This is a genomic window from Haloferax litoreum, assembly GCF_009674605.1.
In the GTDB taxonomy this organism is placed as follows: domain Archaea; phylum Halobacteriota; class Halobacteria; order Halobacteriales; family Haloferacaceae; genus Haloferax; species Haloferax litoreum.
On the sequence record NZ_WKJO01000001.1, the window covers coordinates 1079018 to 1100715 of the forward strand.

At 63.5% G+C, this 21698-nt stretch carries 16 protein-coding genes; 10 read left to right on the top strand and 6 right to left on the bottom strand.

Translation table 11 applies throughout. From position 1 onward, the window contains the following. Nucleotides 1-248 precede the first annotated feature (248 nt). On the bottom strand, nucleotides 249-1184 hold the full coding sequence (lipA, locus tag GJR96_RS05625) for a lipoyl synthase (RefSeq protein ID WP_151162039.1): 936 nt from the start codon (nucleotides 1182-1184) through the stop codon (nucleotides 249-251). A 572-nt stretch (nucleotides 1185-1756) separates the two neighbouring features. Here lipA and GJR96_RS05630 point away from each other — a divergent pair. Further along, nucleotides 1757-4096 carry a DEAD/DEAH box helicase gene (locus tag GJR96_RS05630; RefSeq protein WP_151162040.1) on the top strand — a complete coding sequence of 780 codons (2340 nt, stop codon included), beginning with the start codon at nucleotides 1757-1759 and terminating at the stop codon, nucleotides 4094-4096. Between the two features lie 193 nt (nucleotides 4097-4289). Here GJR96_RS05630 and GJR96_RS05635 read toward each other — a convergent pair whose 3' ends face one another. Then, a complete protein-coding gene (locus GJR96_RS05635; RefSeq protein WP_151162041.1) occupies nucleotides 4290-4940 on the bottom strand; it encodes an HAD family hydrolase in 651 nt (216 codons plus the stop codon). Nucleotides 4941-5072: 132 nt separating this feature from the next. On the opposite strand from GJR96_RS05635, the gene GJR96_RS05640 reads away from it, so the two are divergent. The 3 genes from GJR96_RS05640 (at nucleotide 5073) to GJR96_RS05650 (ending at nucleotide 8514) form a co-directional block, all read left to right on the top strand. Beyond that, nucleotides 5073-5804, top strand: coding sequence for an Sjogren's syndrome/scleroderma autoantigen 1 family protein (locus GJR96_RS05640; protein WP_151162042.1), 732 nt, complete (start codon nucleotides 5073-5075; stop codon nucleotides 5802-5804). Between the two features lie 104 nt (nucleotides 5805-5908). After that, nucleotides 5909-6928 (top strand): tRNA-intron lyase, encoded by a 1020-nt coding sequence (gene endA, locus GJR96_RS05645; RefSeq protein WP_151162043.1) that lies wholly within the window; start codon nucleotides 5909-5911, stop codon nucleotides 6926-6928. Continuing rightward, nucleotides 6925-8514 (top strand): tryptophan--tRNA ligase, encoded by a 1590-nt coding sequence (locus GJR96_RS05650; RefSeq protein ID WP_151162044.1) that lies wholly within the window; start codon nucleotides 6925-6927, stop codon nucleotides 8512-8514. Before endA ends, GJR96_RS05650 begins: the two co-directional genes overlap by 4 nt. Nucleotides 8515-8532: 18 nt before the next feature. Here GJR96_RS05650 and GJR96_RS05655 read toward each other — a convergent pair whose 3' ends face one another. Next, nucleotides 8533-9555 (bottom strand): ornithine cyclodeaminase family protein, encoded by a 1023-nt coding sequence (locus GJR96_RS05655; protein WP_151162045.1) that lies wholly within the window; start codon nucleotides 9553-9555, stop codon nucleotides 8533-8535. Nucleotides 9556-9648: 93 nt separating this feature from the next. Between GJR96_RS05655 and GJR96_RS05660 the strand changes: the two genes are divergently transcribed. Then, the gene (locus GJR96_RS05660) at nucleotides 9649-10827 is read left to right on the top strand and encodes an NAD(P)/FAD-dependent oxidoreductase (protein ID WP_151162046.1); all 1179 of its coding nucleotides are present in this window, start codon (nucleotides 9649-9651) and stop codon (nucleotides 10825-10827) included. 34 nt (nucleotides 10828-10861) lie between these two features. On the opposite strand, the gene GJR96_RS05665 is transcribed toward GJR96_RS05660, so the two are convergent. After that, nucleotides 10862-11128, bottom strand: a complete 267-nt coding sequence (locus GJR96_RS05665) for a hypothetical protein (protein ID WP_151162047.1) — start codon at nucleotides 11126-11128, stop codon at nucleotides 10862-10864. A gap of 396 nt (nucleotides 11129-11524) precedes the next feature. Between GJR96_RS05665 and pheS the strand changes: the two genes are divergently transcribed. The 4 genes from pheS to GJR96_RS05685 all read left to right on the top strand — a co-directional run bounded on the left by pheS (nucleotide 11525) and on the right by GJR96_RS05685 (nucleotide 18956). Next, on the top strand, nucleotides 11525-13024 hold the full coding sequence (gene pheS, locus GJR96_RS05670; protein ID WP_151162048.1) for a phenylalanine--tRNA ligase subunit alpha: 1500 nt from the start codon (nucleotides 11525-11527) through the stop codon (nucleotides 13022-13024). Next, nucleotides 13024-14736, top strand: coding sequence for a phenylalanine--tRNA ligase subunit beta (gene pheT / locus GJR96_RS05675; protein ID WP_151162049.1), 1713 nt, complete (start codon nucleotides 13024-13026; stop codon nucleotides 14734-14736). The genes pheS and pheT overlap by 1 nt, the downstream gene beginning before the upstream one ends. 269 nt (nucleotides 14737-15005) lie before the next feature. Then, nucleotides 15006-16211 carry a trans-sulfuration enzyme family protein gene (locus GJR96_RS05680; protein WP_151162050.1) on the top strand — a complete coding sequence of 402 codons (1206 nt, stop codon included), beginning with the start codon at nucleotides 15006-15008 and terminating at the stop codon, nucleotides 16209-16211. Nucleotides 16212-16349: 138 nt separating this feature from the next. Next, entirely contained in the window at nucleotides 16350-18956 is a 2607-nt protein-coding gene (locus GJR96_RS05685; RefSeq protein WP_151162051.1) for a valine--tRNA ligase, read from the top strand. A 39-nt stretch (nucleotides 18957-18995) separates the two neighbouring features. Here the strand turns inward: GJR96_RS05685 and GJR96_RS05690 are convergent, their stop codons facing one another. Together GJR96_RS05690 and GJR96_RS05695 are read right to left on the bottom strand one after the other, a co-directional pair. Further along, nucleotides 18996-20051 (bottom strand): quinone-dependent dihydroorotate dehydrogenase, encoded by a 1056-nt coding sequence (locus GJR96_RS05690; protein ID WP_151162052.1) that lies wholly within the window; start codon nucleotides 20049-20051, stop codon nucleotides 18996-18998. Nucleotides 20052-20113: 62 nt separating this feature from the next. Then, nucleotides 20114-20311: a hypothetical protein gene (locus GJR96_RS05695; RefSeq protein ID WP_004044784.1), complete on the bottom strand. Its 198-nt coding sequence runs from the start codon at nucleotides 20309-20311 to the stop codon at nucleotides 20114-20116. Nucleotides 20312-20549: 238 nt separating this feature from the next. On the opposite strand from GJR96_RS05695, the gene GJR96_RS05700 reads away from it, so the two are divergent. Then, nucleotides 20550-20864, top strand: a complete 315-nt coding sequence (locus tag GJR96_RS05700; RefSeq protein WP_151162053.1) for a non-histone chromosomal MC1 family protein — start codon at nucleotides 20550-20552, stop codon at nucleotides 20862-20864. The last annotated feature ends 834 nt before the right edge of the window (nucleotides 20865-21698 follow it).

The window sequence follows — 21698 nt, forward strand, 5'->3', positions numbered from 1 at the left end:
TTTGACTCGGAATATTGCGTCACTGGGCGTGCTATGTAAACCCACACAGGTGAAAATTGGACATTTTGGCTTCTAAACGATTCTTCCTGAGGGTCATTAGTGCGAACCCACATCTCACCGAGAAATAATCGGAAATATCGACAACGTTTCACAACGGACCGGGAGTATATCGACTCGGGTTGTGACAACGCCGACACATCTGTGGCGACGTGAGAACGAAGTTTCCCGTCCGGTGCGCGCCGGCCGCGTTACTGCCCTGCTGCCGCGCGTGCCGCCTGCCGTGCCTCTTCGACGCTCGACCCCTCGCGGAGCAGTGCGTCGACGAACAGCTCGCCCGCCTTGTACGACGACCGGACCATCGGACCGGAGGCGCAGTAGAGGAAGTCGAGTTCGTCTTCGGCGACCCGCCGCCACGTCTCGAACACGTCGGGGTGGACGTACTCGTACACGTCGAGGTGGGTCCGCGACGGTTGGAGGTACTGGCCGAAGGTCACGATATCGACGTCCGCCTCGCGGAGGTCTGAGAGCGTCTGATAGACTTCGTGGGCGTGTTCGCCGAGGCCGAGCATGATGGACGTCTTCGTGTGGATGTCCGACTCGTCGGTCACCTGCTGGAGGACCGACAGGGACTGCTCGTACCCCGCGCGCCGGTCACGAATCGGCCACTGGAGGCGTTCGACCGTCTCGATGTTGTGGGCGATGACGTCCGGGCCGGCGTCGATAATCTTCCGGACGAGTTCGGGTTCACCCTGGAAGTCGGGAATCAGCACTTCTACGAGGACCTCCGGGTCTCGCCGTTTTATCTCCCGAATCGTCTGTGCGAAGTGACCGGCACCCTGGTCGGGTAAGTCGTCACGGTCCACGGAGGTCAACACGACGTAGTCGAGACCGATTTCCGTCACGGCGTCGGCGACGTTCGCGGGTTCTTCGGGGTCGAGTGGTTCCATGCCACCCGTCGTCACGTCACAGAAGTTGCATCCGCGCGAACACCGGTCGCCCATGAGCATGAACGTGGCCGTCCCGGGACCGTCCCGACCACTCCAGCACTCGCCGAGGTTCGGACAGTTGGCCTCTTCACAGACCGTGTGGAGGTTCCTGTCCCGGAGTGTGGATTTGATGTCGGTGAATCGCCGGCCCGATGGCGGTCGCATCTTCAACCAATCTGGCTTCCGCCGCGTGCGCATGGTCAGTTCTTACGGGGGGACAGGCAAAAACGTGAGGATTACACCGCTGTCGGTCGACCACTTGACACGTCTGACCGGCTCGATTCGACCGAATCACTCGCCGTGAGCGTCGTGTTCTGTGTTACCACGACGGCAGACAAATCGACCAAATACGCACGACTATCACGAAAAAGAAAACGTTTGATTCGAATTCATCACGTATGTCCACCATTCTGCATGTAAAACCGTGCTAGACATATCATGGAACTGAAAAACTTATGTTCGAGTAAAGATTTTCACACAGTGTATGAACTGGAAACACCGCCGTGACCTGTCGAAGGCTGAATCGAAGAAACGCGAAGCCACCGCGGGAACGAACTGGTCGTTCATCGCTGCCCTCGCCGGCGCGGCGTAAGTCAGGAGACGGTCGGAATCGAACCCTGAACGGTCCCCCGAACACGTTTTTGTATCTTCGCCCGCCGAGCGGTGCCACCGGATGGAGAAACGCCTTTCCCCACGGACGACTCGGCTACCTGTATGACCCTCGTCTTCGTCTCGCTTTCGGCCGCTGTACACACAGGGAGGTGCGCCCCGTGAAAGTCGTCGAAGCGGTCCCCGAATTCGCCGACGCGTTCGGGTTCGACGAGTTCAACCGGATGCAACGCGAGGCGCTGCCGGGCATCCTCGACACCGACCACAACGTGGTCGCGTCCGCGCCCACCGCCAGCGGGAAGACGGCGCTCGCGGAACTCGCTATCTGCAAGACGCTCCGCGACGACGGGACGGCCCTCTTCATCGCCCCGCTTCGCGCTCTGACCACCGAGAAAGAGACCGAGTGGGAGCGTTTCGAGGACCTCGGCTACTCCGTCTACGTCGTCACCGGCGAACGCGACTTGAATCCCCGGCGCGCCGCACGCGCGGACATCCTCGTGATGACGCCGGAGAAGACGGACTCCGCGACGCGCAAACACGATTCAGCGCGTTACTCGTTCATCGAGGACGTCGACTGCGTCGTCATCGACGAGGTCCACCTGCTCGACTCCGAGACGCGCGGCGGGGTGCTCGAAGTCACCGTCTCGCGGATGCGTCGCATCTGCGACCCGCGCATCGTGGCACTCTCGGCGACGATGCCGAACATCGACGACGTTGCGGCGTGGCTCGATGCGCCGCCCGAGACGACGTTCGAGTTCGGCGACGACTACCGGCCCGTGGACCTCCACGCGGGCGTGAAGACGTACACGCACGGCGAGAACTCCTTCGCAGACAAGTACCGCCGCCTGTACCGGGCGTTCGACCTCGCGGAACCGCACATCCGCGACGGCGGGCAGTCGCTCGTCTTCGTCTCCTCGCGGCAGGATTCGGTTCGCGCCGCCGAGAAGGCCCGCGACGAACTCGCTAAACGTGACGTTCCAATCAGTTCCCGCGGCGACTACGACTTCCACAACGAGGCGAAGGAACTCAGCAACGACTCGCTCCGAAAATCCGTCTTAGACGGCGTGGGCTTCCACCACGCTGGCCTCGCCCGCGACGACCGGGAAGCGGTCGAAGAGTGGTTCAAAGAAGGGAAGATTCAGCTCCTGTTTTCGACCTCCACGCTGGCGTGGGGCGTGAACCTCCCCGCGCGGTGTGTCGTCATCCGCGACACGAAACACCACGACCCGCTCGAAGGCGAAGTCGACATCTCGCCGCTCGACATCCTCCAGATGCTCGGGCGCGCCGGCCGACCGGGGTACGACGACGTGGGATACGGGTGGGTCGTCTGCGACCACGCCGACCAGAACAAGTACCGCCGCCTGCTCCGGGAAGGCAAGGAAATCGAGTCACGTCTCGCAGAGGACCTCGACGCCCACCTCAACGCGGAGATTGCGATGGGAACGATTCGTGACTTAGACGACGTGATGTCGTGGTTGGAGACGACGTTCTACTACCGGCGAGCGCAGTCGGACCCCGGTGCCTACGACTTCGAAGACCTGCGCTCGCGCGTCCGCGACGTCCTCGACCGACTCGTCTCCCGCGGGTTCGTCGAGATGGACGACGACCTCTCTATCGACGCGACGGCACTCGGTCGTCTCACCTCGAAGTACTACCTCCGTCTCGGGACCGCGACCCGATTCTCGACGCTCGCCAACCGCGACCGAATCTCGGCCGACGACATCCTCGAAACAGTCGCCGGTGCGGCAGACTTCCGGCAAGTCTCGTCTCGACAGTCCGAAGTCGACGCCGTGAACTCGGTGTTGACGGGCGTCTCGACCGAACTCGAAGACGGCCCGCGGAAGGTGCTGGCCATCCTCCACGCGAGTATGGCGAACTCCACGCCGAGCGAACTTCGGAGCGACGCGTGGGTCATCCGCCAGAACGCGCTTCGACTCCTCTCGGCGCTCCGCGAGTTCTTGGATACGTTCGCGGACGCGCGCGCCGCCAACCTCGCCCGCCGGGTCGAAGCACGCGTCGACCACGGTGTCAGCGGCGACGCCGCGGCACTCACGGCAGTCGATGGCATCGGTCCCGGCCGTGCTCGCACGCTCGCCACGGGCGGCCTCTCGTCACCGGCCGAGGTCGTCGACGCCGGCGTTCGGGAACTCACGCGCGCCGGTATCTCACAGGGTGTGGCCGAACGCGTCGTCGAGAGCGCCAAGGACCTTCCCGCACCAGAGCTTGAGTGGGGTGACTTCCCCGAGACGGTCGCTCGCGGCGAGAGCGACATGCACGACATCCGGGTGACCAACACCGCCGGCGGCGGATCCATCGGCATCCGTGTCACCGTCAACGGCGTCGAGATGTCGGCGAAAGAGTGCTACCTCACGGACGAGGTTGTCGTCCCCGTCGGCGTCTTCGGCGCGACGGACGACGAACTCGAATTCACGGTCGAAGTGACGTTCCCCGACCTACCACTCTTGCCGATTCGGGAGACGCAGACGGTTCGGGTGGAGTAACGACACCGACCCGTTCGAGAACAACGCTGTCGCTCTGTGGCGTAGAGCGAAGACCGGGAGATGGTACCCGGGAAGTTGTTGACGTGCGATGGCACAACAAACCTACCGAAGATTCCCGGCCTTCGGAGTAAACTGAACGCCCAAATAGTAAAAAGATTAAGAATATCTGTCTCGGAAGTTCGGCGCAGTCTCTTCAGTCGTCGCCGAGCAGTGCCGCCCGGAGTTCCTCGGGACCGTCCACGATTTGGTCGGCCTGCGAGAGGTCCAACTCGCTGTTGTGGTCCACGCGGTAGGCGATGGTGTGCGCCCCAGACCGGGCGGCCGATTCGATGCCGTTCACCGAGTCTTCGACGACGATGCACTCCTCGGGGGCGACGCCGAGTTCCGCGGCGGCGTGTTCGTAAATGTGGGGTTCGGGCTTGCCGGGGTCGTCGATGTCGTCCGCCGAGAGAACCAAGTCGAGTGGGTCGAGAGCGAACCGTTCGCGGACAGTCGAAATCCAGTCCTGTGGTGCAGACGAGACGATGGCGACTTTCTTCCCGGCGGCGCGGAGGTCGGAGAAGAGTTTCTCCGCGCCGTCCATCAGGACTACTTTCTCACCGTAGAGTGCTTCGGCGTTCTCGTGGTACGCCGCGACGAACTCCTCTTTCGTGACGGTGGTCCCGTACTCCTCGTCGAGGTAGTCGTATATCTCGCGGAAGTTCATCCCCGTAATCTCCTCGTGTGCGGGGTCACCGGATTCGATGGCGTCGGCGAAGACCCAGTCGTCCTCGAAGGCGTGCCAGTACTGTTCGGAATCGACCAACACTCCGTCCATGTCGAACAGCACGACGTTCGCATCCATACCACGACCTGTGGCCTCGCCGACAAAAGTCCTTCGTGAGGCGGCATGGTTTCACCTCGCCAACCGAACCTCGCTCTCGCGCATGAACCTTCGCACGAAGGTTCAAATCGGAATCCGGGGTCACCCCGGCACATGGAATCTATCCGCGTCTTCGCAGGCGACTGCACCGTCCGATTCGAGGGGTCTCGTGACCGCGTCCAACGTGGTCGGGTCGTCGTCGTCGCCAAACCCGACCGAACCGTCCTCGTCCACGACACCAGTGGGTACCAACCCGTCGCGTGGTTGACCCGCGCCGACTCGTTGACGGTCGAATCTGGACCAGAGTCGTTCGGCATCGTCGCCCGCGCAGGCGACCAAGTCCTCACCGTCGAATCGCACGATTCCGCTCGTCGCTCCGAGTACCCCGCGAGTGAAGCAGGTGTCCCAGTCGGCAGTCACCCCGGCACCGGCGAACCTCTCGTCCGAACCGGTGGGTCAGTCGTCGGCCTCGACTCGGGCGTCGAGTTTTCGCTTCCGGCGGGTGCGACAGTCCTCGACGAGACGTGCGACGACTGTGGGTTGCCACTGATGCGGGTCGAACGCGGGGCCACCTTCGAGGTGTGCATCGACCGTCAGTGCGACCCGCTGGACGACCACGTGAAAGACCGGTTCGACGGCGAGTGGACGTGTCCCGACTGCGGGTCGCCGCTTCGCATCATCCGCCGCGGCGGTCGGTTGCTCGCCGGGTGCGACGCCTACCCCGAGTGTGAGACGGCATTCTCGGTCCCGTCAGGTGTCGTCGTGGACGACTGTGAGTGCGGCCTGCCGATATTCGAGACGGGTCGCGGTCGGCGGTGTCTCGACTCCACGTGTGCGTTCGCATGAGTCGTCGGTACGAGGAGTGCCACTGGTCTCGTCGGTGGCGACACCCGAACGTTCGTCCCGCCGGCATCGCAGGCCCTTTGTCGTCGCCCCGCCCCGATTCGTGTATGCAAGGACGCCTCGAAGACGGTGTCGTCCACCTCCCGGGCGACGCCCGCCAGCGGTTCCACGACTCGCGTGGCTACGGGAGGCCGACCGGTGGGAACGACCTCGATGTCGCGCCCGTCGAGGCCGCGCACCTCCTCTCGCGCGGCGACATCGACGGCGTAGACGGGATGGGCCTGCGCGAACTCCTCGCGCGAACCGGCACCACGCTCGACTTCGTCGTCTACAAAGACCTCCGCGACCGGGGATTCTACCTCTCGCCCGCACGCGAAGGATGGCCCGGCGTGGACGACCCGGACGGTGCCGACTTCCTCGTCTACCCGCGCGGCAAAGGTCCGTGGGACGGCGTGGTCGAACACCGAGTTCGAGTCGCCGGCGAACGCCAGTCGATTCCCGTCTCCTCGCTCGGTGAGACGGTCCTCGCCATCGTCGACGAGGACGGCGACTTGACGTACTTCGACACCGAGGGCTACGTTCCCGAGGGGTCGGCCACCGAGGACCTCCCGTCTGGCCTCGACGCAGAACTCCTCTCGGACCGGGCGCTCCTGTGGACCGGCGTCGACCAGTTGTACCAACAGGGATTCTACGGCCAGCGACTCTACGGCCGAAACGCAGACAGCGGTCCGCTCCAACTCTCGCTCCTCGAAGCGGCGTCCCTCGCCTGCCGCGACGCACTCGATATCGCCGAATCCGATGTCGTCGCTCGCGGCCGCGACGTGGAAGGCGACCGCTTCGACCGCCGTCTCGCGGTCTACTCCGCACTCCGCGAGGCAGGGACGGTTCCCAAGAGCGGGTTCAAGTTCGGGTCGGACTTCCGGGTCTACACCGACTTCGAGACGGTGTCGAACCTCTCGCACTCCGAGTTCCTCGTGCGCGTGGTCACGCCCGACCACACGTTCGTCCCGCGTGACCTCTCGCTGGACGTTCGTCTCGCGGGCGGTGTCCGCAAGCGAATGGTTTTTGCGCTGACCGACGCCAACGGACAGATAGACTGGCTTTCGGTCAGTCGGCTTACGCCATGACAGACGACGAACCCGCGGAGCGCATCCGCACCGATGGAGGCACAGCAGAGGGAGCAGACGAAGTCGCTCTCGACCCGTGGGGCTCGTCGACCATCGCCGACTACCGCAAACTGTTCGAGGAGTTCGGCATCGAGGAGTTCGACGAAATCCTCGACGAGGTACCGAACCCACACTACCTGATGCGCCGGGGGGTCATCTTCGGCCACCGCGACTACCGCCCGGTACTCGAAGCGATGCGCGACGGTGACGACTTCGCCGTCCTCTCGGGGTTCATGCCGACGGGCGACCCCCACATCGGCCACAAACTCGTCTTCGACGAGATAATCTGGCATCAACAGCAGGGTGGCGACGCGTACGGCCTCATCGCCGACATGGAGGCCCACTCTGCCCGTGGCATCTCGTGGGACGAAATCAACGAGCACAGCCGCGACTACCTGCTGTCGCTCATCGCACTCGGCTTCGACACCGAGGAGGGCGAACTCTACCGTCAGTCGGACAACGACCGACTCCAGCGACTCGCGTTCGAACTCGGTGGGAAGGCCAACTACTCGGAGTTCGAGGGTATCTACGGGTTCGACGGTGAGACCAACATTTCGCACATGCAGTCGGTTGTCACCCAGATGGCCGACATCCTCTACCCGCAGTTGGACGACCCGCAACCGACGGTCATCCCGGTCGGCCCCGACCAGGACCCCCACGTCCGGTTCGCCCGTGACCTCGCCACGCGGATGCGCTTTTTCAAAGTGACCGAGGCGTTCGCGTCGTTCGAACTCTCGGACGCCGAACGTCCGGTGGTCGCCGCCGCCTACGACGCCCGCGAGGAGTACGCCGAAGACGCCGATGTGCCGCGGTGCGGTGAAGCGGCCGAGTGGTTAGCCGACGCCGACCTCGACGCCGCCGGTATCCTCGTGGACGAATCCGTCCGCGACTCGGCGGTCGAGAAACTCGAAAACGCCGGCATGGAACCGCTCCGTCCGCGTATTCGGTTCTTCGCCCGGCAGGCTACCGACGAGGCGTTCGAGGCACTCATCGAGGAAATCGAGGGCGAGAAGCGTCGGTACGACCAGCACATCGACGCCTTCGACGTCGACGTCGAGGAAGCCGAAGACCTCGCCCGCGAGGTAGAGGCCCACCACGGCGGCTACGGGTTCATCCCGCCGTCGTCCATCTATCACCGCTTCATGACCGGTCTCACGGGCGGCAAGATGTCGTCGTCCATCCCGGCGAGTCACATCTCGCTGTTGGACGACCCCGAAGACGGCTACGACAAGGTCAAGTCCGCGACGACCGGTGGCCGCGACACGGCCGAGGAACAACGCGAACTCGGCGGCGAGGCCGACAAGTGCCCCGTCTACGAACTGTACGCCTACCTCCTCACCGGCGACGACGACGAACTCGCCAAAGAGGTGTACGACGAGTGTGTCGGCGGCGAACGACTCTGTGGCGGGTGCAAAGAGCAGGCCGCGACGATGATGCGCGAGTTCCTCGAAGACCATCAGGAGAAGCGCGAAGAAGCGGAAGCAATCCTCGACTCGCTCGATATCGACTTAGAGACAGAACGACGGGGCGTCGCCGCCGAACACTAACGAACTCACCACTGGGGGCTACAACCCCACGTCTTCGCCGACGCCGCGTTCACGCGCTTTTTCGTAGAGGTATTCGGCCGTCGCCGCATCGAGCACCGCCGAGCCAACGCTCTCGACGACGAGAATCTCTTCGTCTGAGTCCCGGCCGACGACGCCCTCGAACACCTCCGAGAGGGGCACGAGGTCCGACTCCGAGAGGCCGGCCTCACGTACGTCGCCGATGTCTGCGACTTCCTCGGGAACGTCGGCGAAGACCCGCGCCGCCCGGTCGAACGTCGTCTCGTCGAGTTCCTGCATCTCCGCGGTGTAGGCACCGACGGCGACGACGAGCGTACCGGGTTCGAGCGATTTGCCGTCGAACACGGGGTCGGTACTGGTCGTCGCGGTGACGACGACGTTCGCGTCGGAGACGGCTTCTTCGGGTGAATCGACCGCATCCGCGGGGAGTCCCTCGCCACGCAGGTCGGCGGCGCACACGTCGCGAGAGTCGCTGGGTGAGTAGATACGAACCGACTCGACGTCGGACCCCGCGGCGATAGCGCGGGTCTGCCAGCGTGCCTGTGTGCCCGCGCCGATGACACCGAGTCGAATCGGGTCGGTAGCGAGGTACTCTGCGGCCAATCCACCGATGCACCCCGTGCGAGCGCTGGTGATGCTGTTCCCGTCGAAGAACCCGAGTGGGAGGCCGGTCGTCGAGTCGGTCAGGACGACCTGTGCGTTCACCGTCGGGAGGCACTGCGCGGCGTTGTTCGGGTGGACGGCAGCGAGTTTTGTCGCGTACACTGACCGCCCGTGGATGTACGCCGGCATCGTCAGCGCGGTTCCGAGTGGCGAATCTGTCGCTGGGTCCTCGTTCGACTCTCCCTGTGGGCCGATTCCGTCTCGAATACTGTCGACACGAATACCGACCGGAAAGTGTGGCCTCGGTGGCCGCTCGACCTCGCCGCGGCCCTGCTTCACGAACGCCTCTTCGACGACTGGGAAGAGCTCTGAGAGCGAGAGAAGTTCGCGGACGGCGTCCGCAGAGAGAATCTGAACCATACACGTGCTACTCACGTCGGGAAAATGAAACTACCGTGTATCGATACCGTGTCACAGACACACTCATAACACTGGGAAAAATCAGTGACGACCATGCACGTCCTCATCGTCGGTGGCGGCGTCGTCGGACTCGCCTGCGCGTACGCCCTCACCGACCGCGGTGCCGACGTTACCGTCTGCGAGGCGGGGACACTCGGCGGCGGAAGTACCGGCCGGGCGGCGGGCGGCATCCGAACGCAGTTTTCCACCCGGGTCAACGTCGAACTCTCGCTTTCGAGTATCCCCGTCTGGGAGTCGTTCGCCGACGAGTTCGGCGTCGATATCGACTACCGCCGGCCGGGATACCTCTTCCTCGCGCGGACCGAAGAGACGGCGTCGGCCTTCCGCGACAACGTCGAGATGCAGACCGAGTTGGGCGCGCCGAGTCGCGTCCTCGACCCCGAGAAAGCGCGCGCGCACGTCCCCGAACTCCGCACAGAACAGTTCGTCGCGGCAACCTACTCCCCTGCTGATGGCATCGCCGACCCGCACTCCGCGGTACAGGGATACGCAGACGCGGTCCGCAACGCTGGTGGCGACATACGGAGCAATACACCGGTGACGGGACTCGAACGCGAGGGTGACGGGGGCGGCGAGAGTGAGGACGACGACAGTCGCGCGTGGCACGTCGAGACGCCGGACGAGACGTTCGAGGCGGATGCCGTGGTCTGTGCGGCGGGCGCGTGGACGAAGCGCGTCGCCGCATTCGCCGGTCTCGACCTGCCAATCGCCCCCCGCCGGCGACAAATCGCGGTCGTCGAACCGGACGGTGACCTCCCGGACGACGCACCGTTGACAATCGACCTCGACACAGGGTCGTACTTCCGCCCGGAACGGGACGACACCGCCATCGTCGGCGGACACTTCGCCGACTCGGACCCGGACGTGGACCCCGACCGGTTCGACGAGTCGATGGACGTCGACTGGGCGGTGGAGGCGACAGAACGCGCCGACGACTGCGCCGCGTACTTCGGGCCGGAGACGAGGATTCGCAACGGGTGGGCCGGGTTGTACGCCGTGACGCCCGACCACCACGCGATTCTGGACGAAGTCGCGCCGGGGTTCGTCGTCGCCGCCGGCTTTTCGGGACACGGTTTCCAGCACGCACCGGCGACTGGTGAGGCGGTTGCTGACTTCTGTCTCGACGAGAACGAGTGTGACGTGGACGTGTCGGACCTCTCGCTGGACCGATTCGAGGCGGGCGAGACGCTCACAGAACAGAACGTGGCGTGAGGGAGTGAGGTGAGCGTGTGAGGAGACGACTCCGCTACGTACTCATGTTGACGACGGCCCGGAGTTCGCCGAGTGTCCGGGTCGGGTCGGCCACGTCGCGGGATGCGAGTACCTGGTAGCGACCGTCTTCTTCGACGATTCGGTAGGTGACCTCACCGTCGTCGAACTCGTACGGCGGGTTCGATTGGACCAGAACGGCGTCCACGTCGTCTCTGTCGTCCGGTCGGTTCGGTGGTTTGACGATGAGTGACGCCTCCTCACCAAGTCGAATCGTCTCGAGCGTCGCAGCCAAGTCGCGCATTCGTCTTCGTCGCCCCTGAGACGGCAGTGGATAAGAAAGTATCTTATCTCCAACTGGTGGCTCCTGAATCGACACCCGCCACTGCGCTACTCTCCATGTCGGCGACACAAGCGACGAACGTGCCACTCACTCCCACGATTCCGGAACCGTTTTGAAGGAACGTGGCAATCTCGAAGATATGACAACCGAACCTGTCTGTGATGGTGTCAGCGCCACTCGCGAACCGAGCACCTCCGGGTTCGGCTTTTTCTTCCTGACCGCCTGAGGTCGGCGGACTCCGCCCCGGCGCGACCACGCCCGGCGGACGAAACCGACCCCTTCGGTCAGACTCGCCAACGCGGCGAGGCTTCGAAACTGCTAACCAACTCCCAGACGGCTAACGCCACAACGAACCAGATGCGACTTCCGGAATCACAGGTCGCGGTGTTGAACGCCGCGAGCGCTACAGACGAACGGACGATAGAACAGTTGGCGGAGGCGACGGACCTGAAACCAGAGACGGTGACGGGTGCGGCCTTCGACCTGCGCGACGACGGCCTCGTCTCGGTCACAGAGACCATCGAGGAAGACGTCGAACTGACCGACGAGGGCGTCGAGTACGCCGAAGGCGGCCTTCCAGAGGTCCGACTCTACCGCGCCGCACTCGACGTCGGCGACGGCGATTCGGTCCCGATGGGGCAGGTCATCGGTGCCTCCTCGCTTGGCGGCCCGCAGGTCGATATCGCGCTGTCGAACTTCGCGCGAAAGGGCTACGGCCACATCGACTCGGGCGAACTCGCGCCCGACGCGGACGCCGACCCCGACGCTGACGAGGAGGCCGCAGCACTCGCGGCCCTCGTCGCCGGCGACAGTGTCGACGACGCCGTCCTCGACCAACTCGAATCACGCAACCTCGTGGTCCGCCGCGAGCGAACCATCCGCGCCGTCACCCTCACCGACGAGGGCGTCACGGCCATGATGGAAGGCGTCGAGGCGGCCGAGACGGTGGACCGTCTCACGCCCGAGATGCTCACCTCCGGTGAGTGGGAAGACGTCGAGTTCACCGAGTACAACGTCGAAGCCGACGCCCCCGAGGTACGCGGCGGCAAGAAACACATCCTTCGGCAGACGGCAGACCGCGTGAAGGACGTGCTCACCGGCATGGGCTTCGCCGAGATGGAAGGTCCGCACGCCGACGCGGACTTCTGGATAAACGACTGCTTGTTCATGCCGCAGGACCACCCGGCACGCACGCACTGGGACCGCTTCGCCCTCGACGTGCCGCCGATGGAAGACATTCCCGAGGACCTCATCGACCGCGTCCGCGACGCCCACCTCAACGGCGTCGGCGAAGACGGGGACGGCTACCACTCGCCGTGGAGCGAGGACTTCGCTCGCGCTATCGCCCTCCGCGGGCACACCACATCGCTGTCGATGCGCTACCTCTCGGGCCACGAAGTCGGCGAACTTGAACCGCCGCAGCGGTACTTCTCCGTCGAGAAGGTCTACCGCAACGACACGCTCGACCCGACCCACCTGCTGGAGTTCTATCAAATCGAGGGCTGGGTGATGGCGGAAGACCTCTCGGTGCGCGACCTGATGGGTACCTTCGAGGAGTTCTACTCGCACTTCGGCATCACGGACATCCAGTTCAAACCGCACTACAACCCCTACACGGAACCGTCGTTCGAACTGTTCGGCCGACACCCCGAGACGGGCGAACTCATCGAAATCGGCAACTCCGGGATGTTCCGCGAGGAAGTCCTCCGCCCACTCGGCGTCGAATGCGACGTGATGGCGTGGGGCCTCGCCTTAGAGCGTCTCTTGATGCTCATGTACGGTTTCGACGACATCCGCGACGTTCACGGAACGATGTGTGACCTCGACCTGCTCCGCGAGACGGAGGTGCTCCGATAATGCCCGTAGTCGACGTTCAACCAGACGAACTGCGCCGCCTGACCGGCCACGAAGAGAAGTCCGACGAGGAGTTCAAAGACGACCTGTTCGCGCTCGGCCTCGAATTCGAGGGCGTGACCGACGACGGGGCCTTCCAACTGGAGTTCGGCCCGGACCGCCTCGACCGTCTCTCGGTCGAAGGCGTCGCCCGGTCGCTTCGCTACCAGTACGGCGACGCCCGTGGCGTCTCCGTCCCGAAGACGAACGACCCAGACTGGACTATCGTCGTCGACGAGTCCGTCCCGGACGAGCGACCCTACGTCACGGGTGCGGTCATCCGTGGCGTGGACTTAGACGACGCCGCGCTGGACTCGCTCATCCAACTGCAGGAGAAACTCCACGCGACGATGGGTCGCAAGCGCGCGAAGGGCGCGATTGGCATCCACGACCTGACGATGCTGAAAGGCGACGTGCTCTCGGAGGACGCCACCGGCAACTCCATCACGTACACGGGAATCGCCCCCGACGGCGACACCTTCGTCGCCCTCGACTCGAACGAGGAACTCACGCCCGCCGAGGTGCTCGAACAACACGCGACCGGACAGAAGTATGCCGACCTCGTCTCTGAGTACGAGCGTTACCCGGCCATCTACGACGAAATCGGCCTGTTCTCGTTCCCGCCGGTCATCAACGGCCGTCGGACCGAGGTGTCGACCGACTCGCGTGACCTGTTCGTCGAACTCACCGGCACCGACCAGTGGACCATCGACCGGATGTGCACCATCATCTGTTACGCGCTGGCCGCCCGCGGGGCGACCATCGAGCAAGTCGAAGTCCAGTACGAAGACGGCACCGTCGTCAAACCCGACTTCGACGTCGACACGAAACACGTCAGCCACGACCGAATCGAGTCGATTCTCGGCGTCGAGTTAGAGATGGACGAGGTCATCGACCTCTTCGAGCGCTCTGGACTCGACGCGAACGCCGAGTTGGGTGAACAGACAGTCTACGAAGTCTCCATCCCACCGTATCGCGTCGACGTGCTCCACCCGCTGGACCTCGTCGACGACGTGGGTCGGGCCTACGGCTTCAACGACCTCGAACCGCGCTACCCCGACGTGGGGACGGTCGGGCAGCGTCACGAGCGCTCCCGACTCGAAGACGCCGCCCGCAACAGTCTCGTCGGACTCGGGTTCGAGGACATGCTCGACTTCCACATGATTTCGGAAGGAGAGAACTACGAGCGCATGGGTATCGAACCCGGCACGGACGTGCTGGGCGGCGGCGAACCCGCCTCCATCACCGAACCCTACAGTGAGGACTACACCATGCTCCGCACGTGGGTGCTCCCGTCGCTGACGATGGTGCTGGAGAACAACACCCACCGCGCGTACCCACAGGACCTCGCCGAAATCGGCCACGTGGCCCACCGCGACGACGACGAGAACACCCGCGTCGCCGAAGCGCGCCACGTCGCCGCCGTTCTCGCCCGCCACGACGCGACCTACGAGGACGCGAAGGCCCGCCTCGCCGCACTCTGTGGCGACTTCGACGTGGAACTGGAGACGCCAGCGACCGAACACCCGTCGTTCATCCCCGGTCGGACCGCCGCCGTCGTCATCGACGGCGAGGAAGTCGGTATCGTCGGTGAACTCCACCCGAAGGTCATCGTCGGACACGACCTCGAACTGCCGGTCGCGGCGTTCGAGTTCGACCTGTCGGCGCTGGCGTAACCGACCACGGATTAGATTTTTTGGACCAGATTTTTGCGTGACGAGCGGTGCGAGTCACGGAAAAGGTGGGAGTTTCGACCTGTCGGCGTTGCAGTAAGCGACACGTCAGCTTGTAACCACTTTTCACGCGAGTGTCGAGTGCGATACGTGGTCTCTCCCACCCTCTCTGAGATAACTTCGAGTAATTTCAAATTTCTCGTCATTCCTTTTGTGCATTTGGTGTGAGAACGATAGAAACCTTTAGGATGTAACTCGTCGCCAGTTCTTGTATGAACGATTATGAACTAACGCGCGAGACGCTGGCAGTCACCCACGGCGAGCGCGGACAGGCTCCTGCGCCCGGTGTCGAAGACGTCGTCGTCCCGCTTCACCTCTCGTCGACGTACTCGGTTCCCGACGTAGACCCCGATGCGGACCTCGAACTGCTCGACCCGGACGCGGGCGAGTATCTCTACTCGCGGTTGTCGAACCCCACGCGAAACGCACTGGAGCATCGGTTGGCGGCACTCGAAGGTGCGGAGCACGCCCTCGCGTTCGTGTCGGGGACGGCGGCCATCACGGCGACGATGACGGCGATGATTCGCCCCGGTGACCACATCGTCGCGTTCGAAGACCTCTACGGCGGGACGAAGACGATGCTCAACCGCCTCTTCGCCGAGCGACTCGACGTGGACGTGACGTTCGTCGACGCGACGGACGTTGCCAACGTCGAAGACGCCATGCGGGAGGAGACGCGTCTCATCTGGATGGAGACGCCGACGAACCCGCTCATGCACCTCTGCGACATCGAGGCTATCGCCGCCATCGCCGACGAGTGGGACACCATCTTCGGCGTGGACAACACCTTCCTCAGTCCGTACTTCCAGAACCCGCTGTCGCTCGGTGCCGACGTGGTCGTCCACAGCACGACGAAGTACCTCAACGGCCACTCCGACTCCATCGGCGGTGCCGTCGTCACCAACCGCGACGACATCATGGACGAACTCGCGTTCCTCCAGCGTGTCGGCATGGGGTCGATGCTCTCGCCGTTCGACTCCTACATGACCCTCCGCGGTATCAAGACGCTCCCACTGCGGATGCGCCAACACGAGGAGAACGCGATGGAGATTGCGCGGTTCCTCGAATCCCACGACGCCGTCACGCGTGTCCTCTACCCCGGCCTCGAATCCCACCCACAGCACGAACTCGCCGCCCGGCAGCAGTCCGGGTTCGGTGGCGTGCTCTCGTTCGAACTCGACACCGACCTCGACGGGACGGCCGAGTTCCTCGGCCGCCTGCGCGAGTTCCCCCTCGCAGTGAGTCTCGGCGGTGTCGAGAGCCTCATCGAGCACCCGGCGACGATGACGCACTCGCCACTCGCTCAGACCGAACGGGACCGTCTCGGTATCTCGAACTCGCTGCTTCGCATGTCCGTGGGCGTCGAACACGTCGACGACTTGCTCGCTGACCTCGACGCGGCGCTAGCGTCGGTCTAATCGCTCTCTCGCCGATTTCTCTCGTTTCGACGGCGTGCCCGTCGCTGCGACGGGTTCTCTTCGCCGCTCGATACTCGCGCTCTCGGGCCGCTAACCGAGTTGTTTAACAGTCTACCCGGTGGTAGGTACGCCAACGCAATGCCGAGCGGAGAATACGACCCGGAAACCGTCGAGGCGAACTGGCAAGAGAGGTGGGTCGACGAAGACCTGTACGCGTACCCAGCGGGTGCTGTAGACCCCGACACCGTCTTCTCCATCGACTCGCCGCCGCCGACTGTCTCCGGGAGTCTTCACTGGGGTCACGTCTACGGCTTCACGCTCCAGGACTTCGTCGCCCGGTTCAACCGGATGCGCGGCGAGGAGGTCTACTTCCCGTTCGGATACGACGACAACGGAATCGCCTCGGAACTCCTGACCGAAGACGAACTCGGAATCAAGCACCAGGACTACGAGCGACGCGAGTTCCAGAAACTCTGCCGCGAGGTCACCTCGAAGTACGAAGCGGAGTTCACCGAGAAGATGCAGAACCTCGGTATCTCCATCGACTGGGAGCAGACGTACCAGACTATCTCACCCGAGGTCCAGCGCATCTCGCAACTCTCGTTCGTCGACCTCTACGAGAAGGACCGCCAGTACCGACAGCGCGCGCCCGCAATCTGGTGTCCCGAGTGTGAGACGGCCATCTCGCAAGTCGAGACCGAAGACGACGAACAGGGGTCGCACTTCCACGACATCGAGTTCGGCGTCGCCGACTCGGACGAGTCGTTCGTCATCTCCACGACGCGCCCCGAACTCCTCCCCGCGTGTGTCGCCGTCTTCGTCCACCCCGACGACGACGAGAACGAACACCTCGTCGGGCAGGAGGCCGAGGTTCCGCTGTTCGGCCAGCACGTCCCCATCCTCGAAGACGAGCGTGTCGACTTAGAGACCGGAACGGGCCTCGTCATGTGCTGTACCTTCGGTGACCAGACGGACATCGAGTGGTATCAGGCGCACGACCTGCCACTCCGCGTCGCCATCGACGAATCCGGCACGATGACCGAGGTTGCAGACGACTACGCCGGTCTGTCTTCGGACGAGGCTCGCGAGAATATCGTCTCGGACCTCGACGACGCCGGCGCACTGCTCGACACGCGCGCCATCACGCACACGGTCAACGTCCACGAACGCTGTGGCACGAGCGTCGAGTTCCTCGTCAAAGACCAGTGGTACATCAAACTGCTCGACAAGCGCGAGGAGTACCTCGACGCGGGCGAGCAGATGGAGTGGTTCCCCGACAAGATGTTCACGCGGTACAAGAACTGGATCGAAGGCCTCCAGTGGGACTGGGCGATTTCGCGCCAGCGCTCCTCTGGGATTCCGTTCCCGGTCTGGTACTGCGGCGACTGCGAACACGTCGTCGTCGCCGACCGCGCGGACCTGCCGGTCGACCCACTCTCGGACGACCCGCCGGTCGACACCTGTCCCGAGTGTGGTCACGACGAGTTCGTCGCCGAAGACGACGTCTTCGACACGTGGGCGACGTCGTCGCTCACACCCCTCATCAACGCCGGATGGGACTGGAACCCCGAGACCGAGGAGATGGAACTCGAACGCGACGAACTCTATCCGTTCGACATGCGCCCGCAGGGCCACGACATCATCTCTTTCTGGTTGTTCCACACCGTCGTCAAGTGCTACGAGCACACCGGCGAGGTGCCGTTCGACAGCGTGATGATAAACGGGATGGTCCTCGACAAGAACCGCGAGAAGATGTCGAAGTCCGTCGGCAACGTCGTCTCGCCGGACGAGGTTCTGGACAAGTTCCCGGTCGACGCCGCCCGCTACTGGGCCGCGGGGAGCGCCGTCGGCGACGACCTGCCGTATCAGGAGAAGGGTCTCGTCGCGGGCGAGAAGTTGATGCGAAAGCTCTGGAACGCGTCGAAACTCGTCGAGAGTCTCACCGAGGACGCCCCCGAAGAGTTCGACCACGACGACCTGAAGACGCTCGACCGCTGGTTGCTCGCGTCGCTCGACCGCGAAATCGAGTACGCCACGGAGAAACTCGAGAACCGAGAGTTCTCGAAGGCACGCGATAGCCTGCGGAGTTTCTTCTGGCACACGTTCTGTGACGACTACCTCGAAATCGCCAAACAGCGACTCCGCGAGGGCGACGACCCCTCGGCGGCCTACACGCTCCAGACCGCCCACCAGCGTTTCCTCGTCCTCTTCGCGCCCATCCTCGCACACATCACCGAGGAACTGTGGCGTGAGATGTACAACGCCGAGAGCGTCCACGAACAGTCGTGGCCCGACCCACTCGGCCTCGACGCCGACTTCGAGGCCGGCGAGACTGCCATGGCCGTCGTCGGCGCGCTTCGGAAGTACAAGAGCGACGCGCAGCTCTCGATGAATGCCGGCATCGACGAGGTGGAGGTCTATGGCGACATCCATGGGTTCGAATCCGATATCAGCGGCGTCATGCACGTCGAGTCGCTCACCTCGACCGACGAGGAACCACCTATCGAGTCGGTCATCTCCGGTATCGACCTCGACTACGCCGTCGTCGGCCCCGAGTACGGGAGCAAGGTTCCGGATATCGAGGCGGCACTCGCACAGGACGACTACGAACTCGTCGGCGACGAACTCCACGTCGCGGGCGTCGAACTCGGCCCCGACATGTTCGAGGTCAACGAAGCGCGCACCTACACCGGCGAGGGCGAGTTCGTCGAGACAGAGGGCGCGCTCATCATCGTCAAGAACTGAGCGGAAGACCGTGGCGGGTTCGCCACAGAAACTCCTGTTTTAGCGGTCTGCGCCAACTGCGTCTTCGATACTGTCGAAGCCGTCGCGTTCGAGTCTGTCGAGGAGGCCGCGGTTGATGTCGCGGGCGATGGTTGGGCCCTCGTAAATCATGCCCGTGTAGAGTTGGACCATCGACGCGCCCGCGCGAATCTTCTGATAGGCTCCTTCGGCGTCGGAGACGCCGCCGACGCCGACGATGGGTACGTCTGTTCGGTCGGCGATGAACCGAATCATCTCGGTGGCCGGCCCTTCGATGGGCTTGCCAGAGAGGCCGCCGCGTTCGGCCTGGTTGGCGTTCTGGAGCGAGTCGGGCCGCGAGGTGGTCGTGTTGCTCGCGATGATACCGTCGAGCGAGAGGTCGTCGACGACTTCGAGGGCGTCCTCGACGGCGGGGTTCGGCAGGTCCGGTGAGAGTTTGACGAGGAGTGGGTCCGCGCCCGCGTCCACGAGGGTGCCGAGAATCGCTTCGAGGGAGTCGCGGTTCTGCAAGTCGCGGAAGCCCTCGCTGTTGGGACACGAGACGTTGACGACGAAGTAGTCCGCGCCGTCGGCGACGCGTTCGTAGGTGTACAGGTAGTCTTCGGGTGCGTCCTCGGTGGCCGTCACCTCGGAGAGTGCGAGGTTGACGCCGACGGGAACGTCCGGGTGCGGACCCGCGGACAAGCGTGCGCCCACGGCGTCCGCGCCCTCATTGTTGAGGCCCATTCGGTTGATGAGTGCCTCGTCTTCGGGGAGGCGGAACATGCGCGGGCGCGGGTTCCCAGTCTGTGGCTTCGCCGTGACGCCACCGACTTCGACGTGGCCGAATCCAAGCGCCGCGAGGACGGTCGGAATCTCGGCGTTCTTGTCGAATCCGGCGGCGACGCCGACGGGGTTCGGGAAGTCGAGACCGAAGGCTGTCGTCGCGAGTCGTGGGTCCTCGACGCGGTAGCGTCGTTCGAGGAGTGTCTCGACGGGCGTCTCGCGGACCGACCGGAGGAGTCCGTGAATCGTCCCGTGTGCCGTCTCTGGTGGGAGCGAAAAGAGGAGTGGTTTGGCGAGGTGGTAGAGGTTCATGTCGGGAGTGCGTGCGGTCCGCTGAGGGTGGTTGTTTTTCGAGACGTCACGGCACACCTGTGTTAGAAGTCGTGTTCGACCTGATCTGGGTCTGCTTTTTGGATGATTATCTTTCCGTCTCGAACGCGAACGAATACTTCGTCGCCGATCTCCATGCCGGCGACTGCGAGTTCGTCTTCGTGGAGGTTGACGTGGACGTTGTGATACTCGCCATTCTCGTCTTTAGCGCCACTCGGACTGAGCTTCTTTTTCCGGACCATCTGGGGGTCTATGCGTTGGTTCGCCGCAGGGAATACATAAGTGTTGTCTCCGTCATTCCTCGCGGACGGGACTTTCTCCCCGATTCGAACGTTTTCCTCGTGCAATCGTTGGTTCGTTGACGGCTCTTCGCTGGGGTTCATCTGACGCGAGTATATAAGTATGGCCCCGTCGTCGGTCGAAAATCGGCGATATATTTATGATGTGCCATGTGGTTCAATGGCATAGAGGTGGAAAATCATGGTACGCGAGGACGGTAAACGGAATTTCGTGCTCCGAGAGGAGGACGGTACAGAGACGAGTGTTTTCTCTGGGAGCATGCCACGACAGGCAGCCCTCAAGGCTGCTCGACGGCTCGACCCAGCAGACTCCGAAGAGGACGCACAAGACAACGCGGTGGAGATTCGACTCCGAGAGAAAGGGACCGACAAAGTCCACATCTTCGACGCTTGGTCGTGGGAGAGCAGTGCTCCCGAGGACAAGCCCGGCTGGATGGAGGGCAGTATCACCAAGGGGAACGTCTCCAAGAAGGGAATCGAGCACCTCGACGAGTAGTACGAGAGCGTCCATTTTCTTATCGCGCGCGGACACACGCACGTACGAGCGACGACTATCACGTACCCGGCACTACCGGAGCCAGTTGGGTGAGCGACGACCCACCGGACGGACGCCGGGTATCGACCGATTGACGCCTCGCGAGTCGATACGTCTTTGGCGACGGCACCGCCAGTTTCGCTTGCGCGACCAACACCCGGTCAGACCGTACGTACGACGCGGGGGATGAACGGCCGGCCTCCAGTCGCGCGACATTACTCTCACAGCCTCGCTGTTCTCGAGTGACTGCCTCTGGTCGCTGCCACTCCCGACACAACCTCGCCGACCCACCAGTCGCTTGCGGAGACTATCACGATTTATTTGATGCCCCGTCATGAAACCGCATGACGAAGAGCCTCCAGTTCGACGGCCTTTTATGTAACCGTGCCATTCGAAGTAATGTGAAGAAGCGCACGGGGGCACTCCCCCCGAAGGCTTCGTCCGAACGCCCACCGACCCAAGGCCGTCTGGCGCTCACCGGGATGACACACTCTCCCGGGGTGCCGACGATACGACGGCCTTAAGTGGTCCAAGGCATTTCGGAAGAATGCGAACGACACACCGCGATTGCGGGGCGATTCAACGCGTCCCGCCTCACCGGGTTTGGTCGAGCGAGGTTCGACGGGTTTATACCCACGAACCACCTCGATTCAAATCCGAAGGAAATGAGGATTCCGCCCCTGCGGTACGCCGCAAGACGGTATCTGATGTTAGCCCTAGTAGTTCGGTGATATCCGAACGGATATCATTCGAACTCGGACCTTTGAACGGTGATTTGACAGCATTACGCTGCCA

Coding starts and splice junctions, on each gene's coding strand:
- pheT (WP_151162049.1), top strand. CDS start 13,024: ATGCCCGTAGTCGACGTTCAACCAGACGAACTGCGCCGCCTGACCGGC.
- endA (WP_151162043.1), top strand. CDS start 5,909: ATGCAAGGACGCCTCGAAGACGGTGTCGTCCACCTCCCGGGCGACGCC.
- GJR96_RS05650 (WP_151162044.1), top strand. CDS start 6,925: ATGACAGACGACGAACCCGCGGAGCGCATCCGCACCGATGGAGGCACA.
- GJR96_RS05690 (WP_151162052.1), bottom strand. CDS start 20,051: ATGAACCTCTACCACCTCGCCAAACCACTCCTCTTTTCGCTCCCACCA.
- pheS (WP_151162048.1), top strand. CDS start 11,525: ATGCGACTTCCGGAATCACAGGTCGCGGTGTTGAACGCCGCGAGCGCT.
- GJR96_RS05680 (WP_151162050.1), top strand. CDS start 15,006: ATGAACGATTATGAACTAACGCGCGAGACGCTGGCAGTCACCCACGGC.
- GJR96_RS05685 (WP_151162051.1), top strand. CDS start 16,350: ATGCCGAGCGGAGAATACGACCCGGAAACCGTCGAGGCGAACTGGCAA.
- GJR96_RS05655 (WP_151162045.1), bottom strand. CDS start 9,555: ATGGTTCAGATTCTCTCTGCGGACGCCGTCCGCGAACTTCTCTCGCTC.
- GJR96_RS05695 (WP_004044784.1), bottom strand. CDS start 20,311: ATGGTCCGGAAAAAGAAGCTCAGTCCGAGTGGCGCTAAAGACGAGAAT.
- GJR96_RS05640 (WP_151162042.1), top strand. CDS start 5,073: ATGGAATCTATCCGCGTCTTCGCAGGCGACTGCACCGTCCGATTCGAG.
- GJR96_RS05665 (WP_151162047.1), bottom strand. CDS start 11,128: ATGCGCGACTTGGCTGCGACGCTCGAGACGATTCGACTTGGTGAGGAG.
- lipA (WP_151162039.1), bottom strand. CDS start 1,184: ATGCGCACGCGGCGGAAGCCAGATTGGTTGAAGATGCGACCGCCATCG.
- GJR96_RS05700 (WP_151162053.1), top strand. CDS start 20,550: ATGGTACGCGAGGACGGTAAACGGAATTTCGTGCTCCGAGAGGAGGAC.
- GJR96_RS05660 (WP_151162046.1), top strand. CDS start 9,649: ATGCACGTCCTCATCGTCGGTGGCGGCGTCGTCGGACTCGCCTGCGCG.
- GJR96_RS05635 (WP_151162041.1), bottom strand. CDS start 4,940: ATGGATGCGAACGTCGTGCTGTTCGACATGGACGGAGTGTTGGTCGAT.